Origin of the sequence: Nakamurella sp., from assembly GCF_044224575.1 — a bacterium.
GTDB lineage: Bacteria > Actinomycetota > Actinomycetes > Mycobacteriales > Nakamurellaceae > Nakamurella.
Genome location: NZ_JBGAKE010000002.1, coordinates 16,429 through 33,650, shown reverse-complemented (window position 1 = coordinate 33,650; position 17,222 = coordinate 16,429). Strand labels below are relative to the sequence as shown.

Below are 17,222 nucleotides of genomic sequence, written 5' to 3'. Positions count from 1 at the left end.
AACCGGCCGGATCATCGGACCGTGCCGGCCGTCACCGGCGCAGTCGCGGCCGCCCGCGGCTTGATCAGATACGGTCCGAACTCGCGCTCCAGCACCAACCGGCCCATCTTGCGGTACTCCGCGGCGATGGCGGAGATCAGTTCGGCCATCCCGATCGGCCCGCCCGCGCCGGCGGCCAGGTACCCGGCGGTGGTCGCCGCCGAGCGGATGTTGCCGCCCGACATGGTGAACGCCCGCGCGCAGAAGTCCAGGTCGAGGTCGTCGGCGACGGGCACCGGAGGGCGCAGGCAGTGCTGCCAGATGGACAGCCGGGATCGTTCGTCGGGCGCCGGGAAATCGATGATCATGTCCAGCCGCCGGGTGAACGCGTCGTCGATGTTGGACCGCAGGTTGGTGGCGAGGATGGCCAGCCCGTCGAAGGTCTCCATCCGTTGCAGCAGGTAGGCGCTCTCGATGTTGGCGTACCGGTCGTGGGCGTCCCGCACCTCGCTGCGCTTGCCGAAGATCGCGTCCGCCTCGTCGAACAGCAGCACGGCGTTGACCCCGCCGGCCTCGCTGAAGATCCGTTCCAGGTTCTTCTCGGTCTCCCCCACGTACTTGTCCACGACGGTGGCGAGGTTGACGGTGTAGAGGTCAAGGCCCAGCTCGCCGGCGATCACCTCGGCCGACATGGTCTTGCCGGTGCCCGAGTCGCCGGCGAACAGCGCGGTCACCCCGCGCCCGCGACCGCCGCCCACCCGCATCCGCCACTCCACCAGCACCCGGTCCCGGTTGCGGGCCCGGGCGGCCAGGTCCCGCAGCAACCCGCGGGCGTTGTCCGGTAGCACGATGTCGTCCCAGCCGACCGCCGGTTCGACCCGCCGAGCGAGCCGCTCCAGCCCGGCCGCGTTCTGCGCCCGGGCGCCCCGGCGCAGGTCCTCGGCCGTCATCGGGCCGCCGTCCAGCGCCGCGTTCGCCGACGCCGCCGCCACTGCGCGAGCCACCTGGTTCGGGCCGAGCACGAAGTGCGCGGGAATCGTCGCCGTGTCCACCGTGCCCACCGTGTCGACCGGGCCGCCACCGGCCGATGCGCCGGCCCGCCCCGCCAGCTCGGCCGACCACAACTCGATCCGGTCCGTGGGCGTGAGACCTCCCGCGTCCACCACCAGCGGCACGCCGTCGGTCCAGGCCGGGTCCCAGGTCACCCGGCCGACCACGGCCACCGGCAGCGGCAGCTCGGTGAGCAGCCGCAGCGCCTCCGGATGGTCGGTCAGCGCCTCGACCGGGCCGGCGACCACCCCCGCGCCGCGCAGCAGCGCCTCGCGGCCGAGCACCGTCACCACCTCCCGCGGGTCCCTACCCTGGGCCAGCCGGGTCAGCTCGACGCCCAGCACCGGCCGCCCGGCCGCCCGCAGCGCGGTGGCCGCCACCGACGATCCGATGCCGGCCCCGGACTCCCGCACGTAGATCAGCCGCTGGCCGGCCCGCAGGGCCCGGGACAGCCGGTCCGCGCGCTCCCCGGGGAACGGAACCGGCTCGGTGAGCACCCCGACCAGGGTCGGGTCGGCCCCGTCGTCCCCCAGCAGGTGCGCGGCGACCCGGTCCGGCACCCGCATGGCCCGGGTCAGGAACGGCCGGTCGACGTCGTCCAGCACGATCAGCGACCGGTCGATCAGCGGCGCGCCGGGCATCAGACGGGCGCGGGCCGACGCGGACGCCGCCGACACGTCGGCCAGCGCCAGGGCCAGGCCGATCGTGGCCCGCCGCCGGGTGACGTCGTCGTTCAGGTAGCCGTAGAGCCGCTCGAACCGGCTGTCCAGGTCCGGCACCAGGGCGATCACCAGGATCTCGGTGTCCAGGTCGGTCAGCCCCGCGTCCCGCGCCAACCGGCGCAGCCGGACCTGTTCGCCGGCGGCGACGGCCCCGTCTGCTTCCGCCTCGATCTGCTCGCGGACCGCCCGGTCCGGCCGGGGCGACGGTCCGGCGGGCGAGAGCAACTGGTCGACCACCTCGTCGGTCAGGTAGAGCCCCCGGAACGGATCGTCGGGGGCCGGATCGTCGGCCCGGCGGTGCAGCACCAGGGCGCGGATGCGGTCCTCCACCAACCCCACCCGGCGGAGCAGGTAGGCCAGCCCGGCCGGTTCGCTCACTTCTGGTCCAGACCCGAGGACCGCCGGCGCCTCGGTTTGGGCTTCGGCGCGTCATCGCCGGCGCCCGCCGCGGGCGGCGGCGCCGAACGGGGGTCGGCATCGACGACGGTCGTGGACGGGCCCGCACCGCGGCCGCTGTCGGCGAATTCCCGCCACGACAGGCCCCGGACCATGGCGACCGGCCGGTCCCTCCCCGATTCATCTGGGCGGGCACCGGACCGGTCCGCACCGGCTCCGGCCGCACCCGATTCGGCGGCACCCGATTCGGCGGCACCCGATTCGGCTTCGCGCACGGCCGATCTCGACGCCGCACCGGGCGCGCCGCCACCGGCGAGGGCCACCGCCACCGGCCGGACCTGGTGTCGCTCCTCCCGCGGCGGCCAGGCGGCGCCGTCGCCGCGCGGGTCGTTGCCGCCGAGCGAGATCGTCGGCGGCTGCTCCACCGGAGGGCCGGCGTGGTACTGCTGGCCGGTGTCGGCCGGCGCGCTGACCACGACGTCCAGGGACGGCTTCAGCTCGCCGCCCAGCGCCGACCAGACGTCGGCGAACGACCGGTCCTCGGGCGGCGGCAGGGCCACGGTGACCGGCACCGGCAACCCGATGTCGGCCAGCGGGCCGGTCAGGAACTCGGCCGGGATCGCGTCGTGCCGCAGGAAGCAGGACAGCAGGGCCGCGAGCAGCCGATGTTCGTCCTCGGGACGCTGCGTCCAGGCGGTGATCATGTAGGAAAGCTTGAAATGCCGCGGCGGCAGGTGCCGGGCGCGGACCCGGTCCCGTTCGTCGTACTCATTGATCAGGCCGCGTTCCCGGCGCCGCATGTCCTCGCGGATGTCGTACAGGTAGACATCGATCGTCGGCACGTTGCGGCGGCCCGCCCAGTCCTTGGTCGGGGCATCGAACACCACCTCGACCTCGGTGCCCGCGGTCGCCTCCCGCTCGATGAGCGAGCGCAGCGCGACGTCGACCTCAGGAATCACCCCTCCACTGTGCCGTGCCGGCGGCGGTGGCGGAATGCGACCGGGGCCAACCAGCGGGGCACGTCTGATTGCCCGAAAGGGCAGGAATTGGCGGGACCGGCGGCGCCCTCATCCCTTAACTTTTCACTATGACCGACCCGATCATCCGGCTGGAGCAGACCGCGCTCACGGTGGAACCGGGCGGTCAGACGACGACGGTGGTCACCGTGCGGAACCTGGGCAGCATCGTGGAGGGATTCCGGCTGGACGCCCTGGGCGAGGATGTCGCCGAATGGACGTCGATCTCCCCGCCCGAGGTGCAGGTGTACCCGGAACAGGAGGCGACCGCGGTTGTCGTCTTCGCGCCGCCGCAGGGCACCCGAAGCGGGACGTTCCCGTTCGCCGTGCGGGCCGAGTCGGTCGTCGACGCCGAGGTCTCCGCCCTGGCCGAGGGCGATCTGGAGATCGGCCGGGTGTTCGGATTGCAGTCCAAGATCACTCCGGTGACGTCGAGCGGGCGGTGGCGCGGCCGCCACTTCCTGGAGATCACCAACTGGGGCAACGCGCCGGTGCGGCTGCGAATCGCGGCGACCGATCCGGACGATCGCCTGGCGTTCCTGATCGGGCCGGACACGCTGGATCTCCCGCTTGGCGTCACCGCGCACGCTCAGCTGCGGGTGCGGACACTCAAACCGTTCCTGCGTGGGGCGAGGGAGCGGCTGCCGTTCCAGGTCGTCGCCGAACCCGATTCGCCGGCGCCCCCCGTGCCCGGCCCGGCCGGCCTGCCCCCCGGCATGGGAAACCCGCAGCGCACCACCATGGACGGCGCCTTCGTGCAGCGGCCGGTGCTGTCCAGGTGGACGGTGGTGGCCGCGATCGGCGCCGTCCTGGTGGTGGGCGGCCTCACCGCATTCGCGCTGACCCGCGGCTCCGACCAGCAGCAGGCCGAACTCGTCACCGGGCCGCCGCAGACCCCGGCGCTCACCTCGGTCACCGCTCCCGATGCGACATCGGTTGCCCTGCAGTGGGAACGGCAACCCAACATCAACAGCTACAAGATCAATCAGCTGACCCCGGACGGCGTGACCACCGGCGCCCTGGCAGTCGACGGCCAGCTGAACGCGTATGTGGTCAAGGAACTAACGCCGCAGACCCCCTACTGCTTCCAGCTCCAGGCGGTCCGCGGGGAACAGGTCAGCGGATTCTCCGAACAACAGTGCGCGACGACGACGCCGGCGCCGCCGGCGTCGGAATCGCCGCAATCAACAGCGACGGGGTCGGGCGCGGTGGAGTCGTCGGCAGCCGGCTCGGGCGACGCCGGCACCGCCCCGAGTTCATCGGACGGGGCTGCCGCGACCGGCGGACCGCAGCCGCCAGGGACCGGCGTGGTGATCCCACCGGGTCAGGGGGGATCGGGCGGGTCGACCGGACCGACCGGGACGGCCGCCGGCAGCCAGGGCGGCGGCCCGGCCGCGGCAGTGCCCATCTTCACGCCGGATCAGTACATATCGGTCTTCTTCTCCGTGCCGGCCAGCGACTCGGACCCGCTGGGGAGAACGGAGGCGATCCGGCAACAGTTCGTCGCCCAGGACGTACCGGCCCAGGTGCTGCGGACCACCGACTTCCCCGACCTCCGGCTCACGGCCGGCGGCCAGGTCGTCGACTCGTACCTGCTCTACGTCGGACCATTCAATTCCCAGGCCGACGCTCGGGCCCGGTGCACGGCCCCGCCGTCACTCGGCTCGACCTGCATCGTCGTGCGGCCCAGCCCGAACGGCTGACCGGACAATCACGGTCGCCGGAACAGCCGGATCTCGGCGACCGTGGCGACGTCCTGTGGTTGGTCGGAGGCCGGCGGGTAGGCATCCACGACCCAGATCCGCACCGCGCCGGTGTGCACCGTGTCGAGCGGCAGCATCTGCAGGCCGTCGGCGTCGGCGAGTTGCACCTGCTGGCAGGTGCCGTCCGTGAATGCGAGCTGCAGCGCTTTCGGCCGAAACTGCTGGGCGCGCCGCGAGTCGTCCTTCGGCAGGCCGGCCGCCACCGAAACATGATTGAGCGCGACCTCCTGCGGCAGGACCACCACCACACTCGGCGGCATCCCGAGAATCGTCGGATCCGCCGGGTTGCGGCACGACGACACCACCGGGTCCAGCGCCGACGTCGCGGTCCACGGCGCCGTCCAACCCGTATTGGACAGGTTGTCCAGCAACAGCGGCGCCGCGTCGGTCGCCTCGGCCTCGGGCTCGGAATGCGCCTGCAGACCGGTCACCTGGACGGTCGTGCCCCGCAGATCGTTCCACCGGTCGACCGCCCAGCCGACCGGGTTCCGGCCGATCAGCGACAGACTGCCGACGATCGCGCCGACGCCGACCAGGGCCAGCACCCACCGGATCGCCCGATACCGCAGCGGGAGGCTTTGCCGGTACGCGGCCCGGGCGGCCCGCCGGGTGTTCGGAGCGGGCCGGAAGATGCGCCGCCACCATGACAGTCGCTCCGGCGGCGGGGGCGGCCCGCCCGGCCCCGCGTCGTGCAACCGGGGTCCGACGAGCCCGAGACCACACTTGCCGCAAAATCGCCGGTCCGACTCGTTGGCGACCCCGCAACGCGGGCACCGGATCTGCAGCGGGACCGGATCTGGCTCCGGCTCCGGCGGAGCCGCCTGAACGGGTGCGGGCGCCGGTGCGGCCGGCGCCACCGTGGGCGGGGGCGGCGGGGCGGTCGATGCCGGCCCCGGCGAGGGCTGGTACCAGGTGCGCCGGGAGGCCGGCGGTCCCGCCGGCGTCCAGGACGAAGCTGCCGGCGACACGTGGGCCGGCGCCATCGCCGGCGGCGGGGACACCGGAGGCGCCACCGGGGGCACCCTCGGCGGCGGGGGCGGGAGAACGGGCGAATTGCTGCTCGCCGCCGTCGGTGGTTGGTCCGCGGGCGCGGGCGGGGCGGGGACCTGCGCGACCGGCCCGGCGGGCGGCGGGACCGCAGCAGCCGGCGCGGACGGGCCATCGGCGGCGGTGGCGTCCCAGGCCAGGAAGGCGCCGCAGCCGCCGCAGAATTCGGTCCCGCGCGCATTTCTTTCGCCACAATCCGGGCAGATCGATTCGCTCACCGGCGGCCGCCCGCGATCGTCATACTGTGATCATCGCGCACGGACCGGCCCGAGCGCACCGGAGAATCGGGAACGCACACCGTGAAGCCATGTTCCAATTGCGGAACCGGCAACGAAGACGCGGCCGTCTTCTGCGTCGCCTGCAATTTCTTCATGGAATGGGCGGACGACGTGGCGCCCGCCCCGCCTCCCGCACCCGAGCCTGCTCCCGCGCCTCCACCGGCGCCCGCACCCGAGCCTGCTCCCGCGCCCGCCCCGCCTCGAGCGCCCGAGCCTGCACCCGAGCCTCCACCGGCCTTGATGCCCGCGCCGGCCCCGCACGGTGACCCCCCCAGCGACACTCCCGGCGACACCGACGCGTTCGCCGGCGAGCAGGACCTGGTGAACCGCGCGCTGACGGGCCTGAACCGCGGCCGGCAGCTGGCCATCGCCAAGGCCCGGCCTGATCTGGCGCAGACCCTGGACGGTGCCCGGAGCAAACTCGACGGCCGCACCATCGGCGTGGCGGTCGTCGGCGAGTTCAAACGGGGCAAGAGCACGCTGGTCAATGCGCTGCTCCAGACGGCGGTGTGCCCGGTCGACGCGGACGAGGTCACGGTGGTCCCGACCCTCGTCAGTTACGGCGACACTGCCAGTGCCACCGTCTATCTCGAGGAGGTCGACGAATCGGGCCACCCCCGTGAGCTGGCCATCGAGCTGACCGCGCTGACCGACTGGCTCACCGAATCCGGCAACCCCGGGAACCGCCGTGGGGTGCGGTCGGTCCAGGTGCGGTTGCCCCGCCGGTTCCTGCGGGGCGGTCTGTGCCTGATCGACACGCCGGGGGTCGGCGGCCTCGATTCCGCGCATGGCGTCATCACCCTGGGCGCGCTCGACCAGGCCGACGGCGTCCTGTTCGTCACCGACGCCTCCCAGGAGCTCACCGCGCCGGAGCTGGACTTCCTGCGACAGGCCCTCGACCGGTGCCCCCGAGCGGCCTGTGTGGTCACCAAGATCGACCTGTACCCGGAATGGCGCCGGATCGTCGAGATCGACGAGAAGCATTTGCGCACGGCCGGTCTGGACATTCCAGTGATCGGAGTCTCCTCGTTCCTGCGGCTCCGGTCGCGGCGCGACCCGGCCCTGGACGAGGAGTCCGGCTACACCGCGCTGGTCGAATTCCTCGCCCACCGGGTGGTCCGCGCCGCCACCGCGGCCGCCGCCGGCTCCGCCGCCCGGGACGTCGGGTTCGTCGCCGAACAGATCGGCCGGCAGATCCACGCCGAGCAGGCGGTGCTCACCGAACCGGCCCGCGCCGAACAGGTGGTGGCCACACTGAAGTCGGCGCAGCACCGCACCGCCGGACTGATCTCCGCGACGGCGACCTGGCAGCAGGTGCTCGCCGACGGGGTGCAGGACCTGGTCGCCGACGTCGAACACGATCTGCAGGGTCGCCTGAGGTCGGTGCTGCGCGATGTGGAGGCGATCATCGACACCGGCGACCCGAAGGAGGCCTGGCCCGACATCGAGGCCTGGCTGCGCCGGCACGTGGTGGCCGCCGCGGTCGCCAACTACGACGTGCTGGCCGAACGCACCTCCGAACTGGCCGCCGAGGTCGCCGAGCGGTTCAACCTGGACGCCGGTGGCCCCGTCACCCCCGACGTGTCCGCGCCCGCCGACGTGTCCGGGGTCAACCTGGCCGCCGTCGAAAGCCTGTCCGCCCCCGGCGGACGGTTCGGCCCGATGATGCTGGCCACCCGGTCCGCGATGTTCGTGCCGATGGTGTTGTTCGGGGTGGCCGGCAGCCTGCTGGGCATCAGCACCCTGGTGGCCGCCCCCTTGTCAGTCGTGCTGGCCGCCGGTATCGGCCAGAAGATCATCCGGGACGAACGCAAGCGGATGCTCGCGCACCGGCGCCAGCAGGCCAAGTCGGCCGCCCGGCGGTACGTCGAAGAGGTGGGATTCATCATGAACAAGGAGGGTCGGGACGCGCTGCGCCGCACCCAGCGGCTGCTGCGGGACGACTTCGGGCTCCGCGCGATGACCCTGCACCGCTCGTCGAGCAGCGCGTTGGGCGCCGCCCGCCAGGCGATGGCGCTGCCGCTCGCGCAGCGGTCGGCCCGGGTTTCCCGGCTCGAGTCGGAGGCGCAGCAACTGGCCCAGGTCGACGCCGAGGTGTCCCGACTGGTCGATCCGCGCACACCCACCGCCGGCCGGCCGCCCGCCGACCGACCGGCCGGCCGGGGAGCGGCCGATCGTGGCTGACCCGCTGACGTCGGCGGTGGCCGACCTGCTCCGCACGGCCGCCACCCAGGCCACCGGCCCGGCACCGCGGGCGCAGCTGGTTCAGCTGTCCGACCGGCTCGCCGGGCCCCTGCGGCTGGCCATCGCGGGCAAGATCAAGGCGGGCAAGTCGACCCTGCTCAACGCCCTGCTCGGCGAGGAGCTGGCGCCGACGGACGCCGGCGAGTGCACCCGGATCGTCACCTGGTACCGGCACGGCGACGCGCCGCAGGTGGTCGTGCACCCACACGGGGAACCGGCGCAGACCGCCTACTTCACCCGCGAATCCGGCGCGCTGGAGGTGGATCTGGCCGGGCGCGCGCCGGACCTGGTGGACCGGATCGAGGTGTTCTGGCCGACCACCCGGCTGCGGGAGGTGACCCTGGTCGACACCCCGGGGATCGCCTCCATTTCCACCGACCTGTCCGCCCGCACGCTGCGGGTCCTCACCCCCGACGATCACCGCCCGCCGGAGGTTGACGCGGTGCTGTACCTGCTGCGCCACACCCACGCCAGCGACCTGCGGTTTCTGGAGTCGTTCCACGACGACGACCTGCTCCGTGGTTCGTCGCTGAACACCGTCGGGGTGCTGTCCCGCGCGGACGAGATCGGGTCGTGCCGGCTCGACGCGCTCGAGGTCGCCGAACGGGTCGGCCGCCGCTACCAGGCGGACCCCCGCCTGCGCCGGCTGTGTCCGGTGATCGTGCCGGTCGCCGGCCTGCTCGGCTATGCCGGCCAGACGTTGCGGGAACCCGAGTTCCGGAGCCTGGCCACCCTGGCCGCCGCACCCCGCCCGGAATGTGACGCCCTGCTGCTGACCGCCGACCGGTTCGCCACCCGACCCAGCACGATCGCGATCACCGAACTCGAACGGGCGCACCTGCTGGCCCGGCTCGGGCTGTTCGGGGTCCGGTTGGCCGTCGACCTGATCCGGCGAGGGGAAGCGACGTCGGCCACTGCACTGTCCGCCGACCTGACCCGGCGCAGCGGCCTGAACCGCCTGCGGACGGTCCTGCTGCGCCAGTTCACCGACCGCGCCAAGGTGCTCAAGGCCCACTCGGCGCTGGTGTCGCTGGAGGCGATCCTGCGGGCCGGTGGGTGCGATCAGCCGGACGCCCTGCGAGCCGCCGCCGAGCAGATCACCGCGAGCGCGCACGCCTTCGAGGAGATCCGGCTGCTCGACCAGCTGCGGGCCGGCGCGCTCCGGGTGCCCGCCGACCACGTCGAGGAACTCGACCGGCTGCTCGGTGGCGCCGGCCACGACCCGGCCAGCCGGCTGGGCCTGGTCGACGACGCGGCCGGCACCGCGATCGCGGCGGCGGCCCTCGACGCGCTGGACCGCTGGCAGCGGCTGGCCGAACACCCGCTGTCCGCCCGCACCGTCCAGGTCGCCGCCCGGGGGGCCGGCCGCACCCTCGAGGGGTTGCTGGCCCAGGCCACCGACCCGGTGACCGAGATCTTCCCGGCGGGCGGGCCGACCGCCCGGTGACCGTCAGATCAGGCCCTCGCGGACCGCGTAGGCCACCGCGTGCGACCGGTTGCGCAGCTGCAGCCGGGTGGTCACGTCGTGCAGGATGTTCTTGACGGTCCGCTGGCTGTAGGAGAGCCGGCCGGCGATCTCGGCGGTGTCGTGCCCGTTGGCCACCAGCTTGAGCACCTCGGCCTCCCGGTCGGACAGGCCGGTGAAGGCCAGCCCGCGCGGCGCCAGCACCTGCCGCTGCAGCCGGCCCACCTGGCCGAGCAGTCGTCCGAGCAGGTCCGGCGGCACCTCACCCTCGCCGGCGGCGACCCGCAGGATCGCCCGCGCCAACGATTCCGGGCCGGCATCACCCCGGCGCAGCAACCCGCCCACGCCGGCCTCCGCCGCCGCGACCAGCGTCGCGTCGTCGATCACCCGGGCCACCAGCACGGTCCGCGGCACCGACCCGCGCTGCAGGGCGCGCAGCACCCGCAGCACCTCGTCGTTGATCCCGTCGGCCACCACGACCGCCACCGCAGCCTCACCCAGGTGCTCGGCGTCGACCACCCGGATCTCCGGACGCTGCCGCAGCTGGCTGATCACACCGGCCTGGGAGATCGGATCGCTCGCGTAGACGTACGTCGCCACCGGCCCCACCGACCCTGACGACGCCGCCGCGGAACCCGGCGACGTCGCGACCGGCTGCCCCATGGACGACCCGAATGACTGCATCTTCTGCCTCCCGACAACTGTGCGGTGGTGCACCCCCACCTGCCTCTTGGGGCATGGTGCGGGATGGTGCTCAACGTCCGCTCAACACGGTTTGCACCTTCTGTCCGTATCGCTCAACGGGCGCCGGGCGACGCTCAACAGGGGGTTTTACAGCTCGCTCAACGAGCCGCTCAACGGGCCATCAACCGGCCGTCAGGTGGTGACCAACCCCGCGCAGGCCGGCACCTGGGCGAGCAGGGCTTGCAGCTGGTCGCCCTGGAAATCGCTCAGCCCGTAGTCGCTCTGGCCGAGCTGCTCGATCTCGGCGTTCACCTGCTGGACGGCCGCGTCGACCGAGGCCCGGTCAGGCGCCTGCTGGATGATCACCGCCGCGCCGAGGGTGATCGACGACAGGTCGTCCAGGTAGGCCAGGTAGCCGTCGTGCAGGTCCTGACCGCCGGTGAAGGTGGGTGCGTCGAGCGCCGCCATCCGGTCGGTCATGGCCAGCAGCGTGTCGGTCAGATCGGCGTAGTAGGTCACGTACGCGTCCCGGTACTCGGCGTCGGTGGCGGTGCCGTCGACCGTCGGCACCGCGAACAGCGCCCCGAGCAGCGTGCCGATGTCGGTGCAGCTGTTCTCCAGCCACACCTCGGTGGTGGCATCCAGCGCGGCCGGTTCGACGACGACGGTGACCGTCGGGTCGTCGGCCTCGGTGGACGGATCCGACGGGCGGGAGTGACTGCTGGTCGAGCCGGCCGAGGAGGAGGACGACGAGGAAGGGGAGGTCGGGGCCGAACTCGAGGTGGACGCGACCGTGCCGCCGGCGGACGGCGTGCCCGCAGTCGCCGAGGAACAGGCGACGGTGAAGGCGGCGGTGGACACGAGGGCGGCGGCCGCCAGGCACTGCTTCAGGTTGATGCGCAGCTTCATTCTCAAGACACCCCAAAAGGAAACGTCCCGCGGGCGGGATCAGCTGAAAGGAATCGGTCCGCAACGCGGTCGTTGCGATCGAATGTTCAGCAGGAGCGCTTCCACCCGTCACCGAGACACTGGGAGCCGAGATGTGAGCCGAATCACTCAGCGGCGTTCGTGGGTGCCACCGACCAGGTCAGCCGGCAGCGACCAGCGCCTCGTCGTCCGTCGAGGGCCGGTGGCCGGCGACCGAATCGGGGCGCTCCCGGATCCGCTGGCTGATCACCTGCGAGATGCCGTCACCGCGCATGGACACGCCGTACAGGGCGTCGGCCGACTCCATGGTGAACTTCTGGTGGGTGATGACGATCAGCTGCGACGATTCGCGCAGCTCGGCCATCAGCGACACCAGCCGGGTCAGGTTCACCTCGTCCAGCGCGGCCTCGACCTCGTCCATGACGTAGAACGGGCTCGGCCGGGCGCGGAAGATGGCGACCAGCAGCGCGACCGCGGTGAGCGACCGCTCGCCGCCGGAGAGCAGGCTCAGGCGCTTGACCTTCTTGCCGGGTGGCCGGGCGTTCACCTCGATGCCGGTGGCCAGCATGTCCGACGGGTCGGTCAGTACCAGCTCGCCGTCGCCGCCCGGGAACAGGGTGGAGAAGACGATCTTGAACTCGCGCTCCACGTCCCAGTAGGCGGCCTCGAACAGCTCCAGGATCTTCTCGTCGACGTCCTTGATCACCTGCAGCAGATCCTTGCGGGTGCTCTTGAGGTCCTCCAGCTGGGTGGACAGGAACTTGTGCCGCTCCTCCAGCCCGGCGTACTCCTCCAGCGCAAGGGGATTGACCTTGCCGAGCGCGGTCAGATCCTTCTCGGCGCGGCGCAACCGGCGCTCCTGGGTGGGCCGGTCGTACGGCATGGACGGGGGCGCGGTGACGTCCTCGCCGCGCTCCTTGGCCGCCTCGTACTCCGCGATCTCCTGCGGGTTCGGCGGCACCGGGATCGACGGACCGCACGCCGCGATCAGCTCCTCGGCCGGGATGGCGAACTCCTCCACCGACCGGTCGGACAGCTGCTGGGCCAGCATCGTCTGCTGGGCGCGCAGCACCTCGCCCGAATGCACCGCGCTGGTGAGCTTGTCCCACTGACCCTGCAGTTCGGCCGCCCGCGACCGGGCCTCGTGCAGCACCGCGTCCACCTCGGCCCGGCGTTGCGCGCAGGTGTCCTTCTCCGCGGCGGCCTCGGCCAGCGAGGTGGCCAGCCGGCCGGCGACCCGCTCCCCCAGCTCGGCGACCTGGGTGGCCACGGCGGCCTGGGCCACCCGCCGCTGGTTGGCCGCGGCGATCCGGCGGCGCTGGTCGCGTTCGGCGGCGGCCGCCCGCCGCAGCGACTCCCCGGCCCCGGCCGCGTTGGCCGCCCGTTCCTGGGCCGAACGGTGCACCAACCGCGCCTCGACCTCACGCTGGCGGGCCTCGTCGGCGGCGTCGGCCAGCTCGTCGCGCAGCGACGTGTCGACCTCGACGGGCGCGTCCTCGGACTCCGCCGCCGCCAGCCGGGCGGCCAGCTCGTCAACGGCGTGCCGGTGCTGGTCACGGGCCCCTTCGGCGGCCTGCCGGCGCTCCTCCAGCCGGTTCGCTTCGGCGACCGCGGCGCGGGCCGCGGAACCGTAGCGGCCCAGTTCCTCGGCGACGGCGGACATGTGCGCGTCGGACTCGTTCAGGGCGGCCAGCGCGGCGGCCGCGGCCGATTCGGCGGCCGCGACCCGCGCCCGGGCGGCGGCCGACGCCGCCTCCAGCTCGGCGATCCGGGTCTGCGCGGCGGACAGCTCGGCCGCGGCCTGATCCCGGGTGGCCTGGATCTCCAGCAGGGTCTGCCCGCCGGCACTGCCCCCGTGCGCCCAATCGGGCCCGATGACGTCGCCGTCGGCGGTGACGCACCGCACGTCCGGCACGGCGCCGATCAGCTCGATGGCGGCGGCCGCATCGGGCACGACGGCAACCAGTTCCAGGGTGCGGGTCAACGCCGGCCGCAGCGTGTCCGGTGCCCGGATCAGGTCGACCGCCCAGTGCGTGCCGGCCGGCAGTTCCGGCCAGGACCGCCGGTCGGGCTGGCTGCGGGCCCCCTGGATCAGGATCCCCGCCCGGCCGCTGTCGTTGCTGCGCAACAGGTTCAGCGCATGGACGGCGTCCGGGACGGACCGCACGGCGACCGCGTCGGCGACCATCCCGAGAGCGGCCGCGACGGCCGTCTCGAAACCCGGGGTGACGGTGATCGCGTCGGCGACGCCGCCGAGCAGGCCCGGCGCGCCGTCGCCGGCGGCCAGCAGGTCGGCGGTGCCGTCCCGCCGGTCCAGGCCCAGCGCCAGGGCGTCGACCCGTGCCTGCAACGCGGACGCAGCGCTCTGCGCGCTCGGCGGTGGCCTGCTCGTGGGCCTCGTCCAGGCCGACCTCGGAGGAGTCCAGATCGCCGACGGTGCCCTGGGCGCGGGCGAACTCGGCCTGGGCCGCGGTCGCCCGGTCCCGGGCCTCGGTGACGGCGGCGGACAGGCGCTGCACCTCGTCGGTGCCGGCGGCCAGCCGGGACCGGGCGGCGTGCACCTGCCCGGACAGCTTGGCCAGGCCCTCCCGGCGATCGGCGATGAGCCGTGTGGCGGCGGCCAGTTCGTGGTCGGCGGCCCGCAACGACTGTTCCCGGGCGGTGCGGTCCTCGGAGGCCTGCGCGAGCTGGTCGGCGGCCGCGTCGACCGCCTCGACCAGCGCCTCGTGTTCGGCCTCGGCCCGCTCGGCCCGCGCCTCCAGCTCGTCGGGGTCGCGCCGGGACTCGGCCGCGTCCCGGACCGGGGCGGACAGGTTCCGGGCCCGTTCGTGGGCCAGCGCGACGGTGCCCCGCACCCGCTCGGCCAGCGCGGACAGTGCGAACCAGGTCTCCTGCGCCCGGACCACGGCCGGGCTCAACTCGCGCAGCTCGGCCTCGGCCGTCTCCAGCCGTTCGGAGGCCTCGGCCAGGTCGCGTTGCACCCGGTTGCGATGGTCGACGGCGGTCTGCTCGTCGACCGCGTCCTGCTCTATCTTAGTCAGGATCTGCACCAGGTCGTCGGCCAGCAGCCGCATCCGGGCGTCCCGCAGGTCGGCCTGCACCCCCGCGGCCCGCCGCGCGACCGCGGCCTGCCGGCCCAGCGGGCCGAGCTGCCGGCGGATCTCGGCGGTCAGGTCGGTGAGCCGGTTGAGATTGGCCTGCATCGAGTCGAGCTTGCGGATCGTCTTCTCGCGCCGCTTGCGGTGCTTGAGGACGCCGGCGGCCTCCTCGATGAACGCCCTTCGGTCCTCCGGCCGGGCCTGCAGCACGGCATCCAACTGGCCCTGCCCGACGATGACGTGCATCTCCCGGCCGATGCCGGAGTCGGACAGCAGTTCCTGGATGTCCAGCAGCCGGCAGGAGCGGCCGTTGATCTCGTACTCGCCGACGCCGTCGCGGAACATCCGCCGGGTGATCGACACCTCGGCGTAGTCGATGGGCAGCGCCCCGTCGGAGTTGTCGATGGTGAGCGTGACCTCGGCGCGGCCCAGCGGGGGGCGGTCCGCCGTGCCGGCGAAGATGACGTCCTCCATCTTGCCGCCGCGCAGCGCCTTGGCGCCCTGCTCACCCAGCACCCAGGCGATCGCGTCCACCACGTTCGACTTGCCCGACCCGTTCGGCCCGACCACCGCGGTGATGCCCGGTTCCAGGCGCAGCGTGGTCGACGACGCGAACGACTTGAAACCCTTCATCGTGAGGGACTTCAGGTGCACAGTGTCGGCCCCTCCTGCTCGGTTGCGCCACGATCCGCCGGCGCTGGTTCGCCGCCTGGTGACGCTACCGGCCGGGTCCGCCCCAGCCCGGGAAGCTGACCGGCTGAGTCGCGGTGGGGGCTCAGCTCAGCCGACGTCGAACCGCTTGAACGTGCCCCGCGCCGGCGCGAACTGCTCCACCACCTGGTCGACCGACCCCGGGGTCTTACCGCCCCGGAGCCAGGCGAGCAGGGCGTCGCAGGCCTGCCGCGGTCCCTCGACGACGATCTCCACCCGCCCGTCGACCAGATTGGTCGCGCTGCCGACGAGGCCGAGCTCCATCGCCCGGCTGCGGGTGAACCAGCGGAAGCCGACGCCCTGCACGTAGCCGTGCACGAACGCGGTCATCCGCACCGTGCCCTCCGGAACGGCCGGGGGGCCGTCCGGATCGGAGCCGGACCGCCCCGGCCACCTCACGCGCGCGACCGGTAGACGATCAGTCGACGGTCGTCGATCGCCAGTTCGACCGATTCCTTGGGCTCGGTGATCTCCCCGTCGTGGGCGACCGGCTTGGCGCCAGAGAGGGACTCGATCTTCACGTGCGCGGCCTCCAACTCGCCGTAGACCTTGCTCAACCGGGCCACCCCGATGATCGAGTACAGGATCGCCCGGGTCCGGGACAGCTTCTTGTCCGCGCGCAGGTACTGCACGTCGAGCACGCCGCCGGCCAGCTGGTCCCGCCACGCCGGCGCCAGACCGCGCGGCACGTACCGCCCGTTGCCGATGAACACGATCCACACCGGGTGCTTCTCGCCGTTGATCACCAGATCGACCGGCTTCTCGTGGCGCAACGTGCGGAGCAGCGCGTACGCCGTGGCCGGCCACTTGCCCATCCGCCTGGCGTACTTGTCCCGGCGGACCACCATCTCGGGGTACTGCCCGATGCTGGAGGTGTTGAGGAACGCGACGCCGTCGATGGTGGCCAGGTCGACCATGCCGGCGATCCCGTTCTCCACCGAGGCGACGGTGTGCGCGTCGGTGTCCAGCCCGAGCGCCTTCGCGAAGTGGTTGAACGTGCCCGCCGGAAAGACGGCCAGCGGCAGGTGGTGCCGGTGCGCGAGCTGGGCCACCGCGGCCACCGTGCCGTCGCCACCGGCGACGCCGAGCGCTCGGGGCAGGTCGGTGACCAGGTCCTCGATATCGGTGCCGGGCTCCCACTCGAGGATCCGGGCCTTCGGCAGCGACCGGGCGATCGAGTCGGCGGCGCCGTCCGAGCTGCCGGACTTCGCATTCAGGATGACCGTCAGCCCCTCCCCTTCCGGCAGGGCCGGCGCGGTGCCGGCGGCGGTGAGGGCCGGCCCCCAGGGCTTGACCGGCCACATCGCCCGGCCGATCAACGCGACGGTGATGCCGACGGCCGCGCCCGCCCAGACGTCGGAGCGGTAGTGCACGCCCACGTGCACCCGGGAGTACGCGACGGCGGCGGCGAGCGGCACCAGGATCGGCCCGGCCCAGGGCACCTCCAGCGTCGCCCCGGTGGCGAAGGCGGCGGCGGACGCCGAGTGGCCGCTCGGGAACGACGACGTCCAGGGCGCCGAGCCGATCCGCCGGGCCAGGTGGGTGCGCTCCGGATCGGGTCGGCGCCGGCCGAACAGCGGCTTGAGCACCACGTTGGACACGAAGCTGGCCGCCGCCAGACTGGCCATGCCGCGGATCGCCCCGCGCCGGGTGCGCCGGCCGGCCAGCGCACCGACCGCGGCGACACCCATCCACAGCCGGCCGTGGTCGGCCGTCTTGGTCAGGATCCGCAGGGCGTGGTCGACCGGCCGGGCGACCGCCACGGGCGCCGGGACGATCAGTGGATTGGGAGGTACGTCGGTGACGCGCATCCGGTCGAGGGTAGTTGGCGGAGCGTGCGAG

The 17,222-nt window shown here is 73.2% G+C and carries 10 protein-coding genes and 1 pseudogene; 3 read left to right on the top strand and 8 right to left on the bottom strand.

Annotated elements, in window-relative coordinates; translation table 11 throughout:
* Positions 1-11: 11 nt before the first annotated feature.
* Both ACILSK_RS02390 and ACILSK_RS02385 read right to left on the bottom strand, forming a co-directional pair.
* The gene (locus tag ACILSK_RS02390) at positions 12-2,129 is read right to left on the bottom strand and encodes an ATP-binding protein (RefSeq protein WP_395725518.1); all 2,118 of its coding nucleotides are present in this window, start codon (positions 2,127-2,129) and stop codon (positions 12-14) included.
* Positions 2,126-3,106, bottom strand: a complete 981-nt coding sequence (locus ACILSK_RS02385; protein WP_395725517.1) for a DUF4255 domain-containing protein — start codon at positions 3,104-3,106, stop codon at positions 2,126-2,128. The genes ACILSK_RS02390 and ACILSK_RS02385 overlap by 4 nt, the downstream gene beginning before the upstream one ends.
* A 128-nt stretch (positions 3,107-3,234) precedes the next feature.
* On the opposite strand from ACILSK_RS02385, the gene ACILSK_RS02380 reads away from it, so the two are divergent.
* On the top strand, positions 3,235-4,866 hold the full coding sequence (locus tag ACILSK_RS02380; RefSeq protein ID WP_395725516.1) for a fibronectin type III domain-containing protein: 1,632 nt from the start codon (positions 3,235-3,237) through the stop codon (positions 4,864-4,866).
* An 8-nt stretch (positions 4,867-4,874) separates the two neighbouring features.
* Here ACILSK_RS02380 and ACILSK_RS02375 read toward each other — a convergent pair whose 3' ends face one another.
* Positions 4,875-5,621 carry a hypothetical protein gene (locus ACILSK_RS02375; protein ID WP_395725515.1) on the bottom strand — a complete coding sequence of 249 codons (747 nt, stop codon included), beginning with the start codon at positions 5,619-5,621 and terminating at the stop codon, positions 4,875-4,877.
* Between the two features lie 870 nt (positions 5,622-6,491).
* Between ACILSK_RS02375 and ACILSK_RS02370 the strand changes: the two genes are divergently transcribed.
* Both ACILSK_RS02370 and ACILSK_RS02365 read left to right on the top strand, forming a co-directional pair.
* Positions 6,492-8,435 (top strand): dynamin family protein, encoded by a 1,944-nt coding sequence (locus ACILSK_RS02370; RefSeq protein WP_395725514.1) that lies wholly within the window; start codon positions 6,492-6,494, stop codon positions 8,433-8,435.
* Complete coding sequence (locus ACILSK_RS02365; protein ID WP_395725513.1) at positions 8,428-9,942, top strand: dynamin family protein; 1,515 nt, start codon at positions 8,428-8,430, stop codon at positions 9,940-9,942. Before ACILSK_RS02370 ends, ACILSK_RS02365 begins: the two co-directional genes overlap by 8 nt.
* Positions 9,943-9,945: 3 nt before the next feature.
* On the opposite strand, the gene ACILSK_RS02360 is transcribed toward ACILSK_RS02365, so the two are convergent.
* The 5 genes and pseudogenes from ACILSK_RS02360 to ACILSK_RS02340 form a co-directional block, all read right to left on the bottom strand.
* Complete coding sequence (locus ACILSK_RS02360; RefSeq protein WP_395725829.1) at positions 9,946-10,569, bottom strand: LuxR C-terminal-related transcriptional regulator; 624 nt, start codon at positions 10,567-10,569, stop codon at positions 9,946-9,948.
* 267 nt (positions 10,570-10,836) lie between these two features.
* Complete coding sequence (locus ACILSK_RS02355; protein WP_395725512.1) at positions 10,837-11,553, bottom strand: hypothetical protein; 717 nt, start codon at positions 11,551-11,553, stop codon at positions 10,837-10,839.
* Between the two features lie 178 nt (positions 11,554-11,731).
* Positions 11,732-15,323: pseudogene (gene smc, locus ACILSK_RS02350) on the bottom strand (chromosome segregation protein SMC).
* Between the two features lie 126 nt (positions 15,324-15,449).
* Positions 15,450-15,710, bottom strand: coding sequence for an acylphosphatase (locus ACILSK_RS02345; RefSeq protein ID WP_395725828.1), 261 nt, complete (start codon positions 15,708-15,710; stop codon positions 15,450-15,452).
* Positions 15,711-15,775: 65 nt separating this feature from the next.
* Entirely contained in the window at positions 15,776-17,191 is a 1,416-nt protein-coding gene (locus ACILSK_RS02340; RefSeq protein ID WP_395725511.1) for a phosphatase PAP2 family protein, read from the bottom strand.
* Between the last annotated feature and the right edge of the window lie 31 nt (positions 17,192-17,222).

Bases quoted from the DNA above. Each gene is read 5' to 3' on its own strand.
- ACILSK_RS02380 (WP_395725516.1), top strand. From the start codon at position 3,235: ATGACCGACCCGATCATCCGGCTGGAGCAGACCGCGCTCACGGTGGAA.
- ACILSK_RS02370 (WP_395725514.1), top strand. From the start codon at position 6,492: ATGCCCGCGCCGGCCCCGCACGGTGACCCCCCCAGCGACACTCCCGGC.
- ACILSK_RS02355 (WP_395725512.1), bottom strand. From the start codon at position 11,553: ATGAAGCTGCGCATCAACCTGAAGCAGTGCCTGGCGGCCGCCGCCCTC.
- ACILSK_RS02345 (WP_395725828.1), bottom strand. From the start codon at position 15,710: ATGACCGCGTTCGTGCACGGCTACGTGCAGGGCGTCGGCTTCCGCTGG.
- ACILSK_RS02340 (WP_395725511.1), bottom strand. From the start codon at position 17,191: ATGCGCGTCACCGACGTACCTCCCAATCCACTGATCGTCCCGGCGCCC.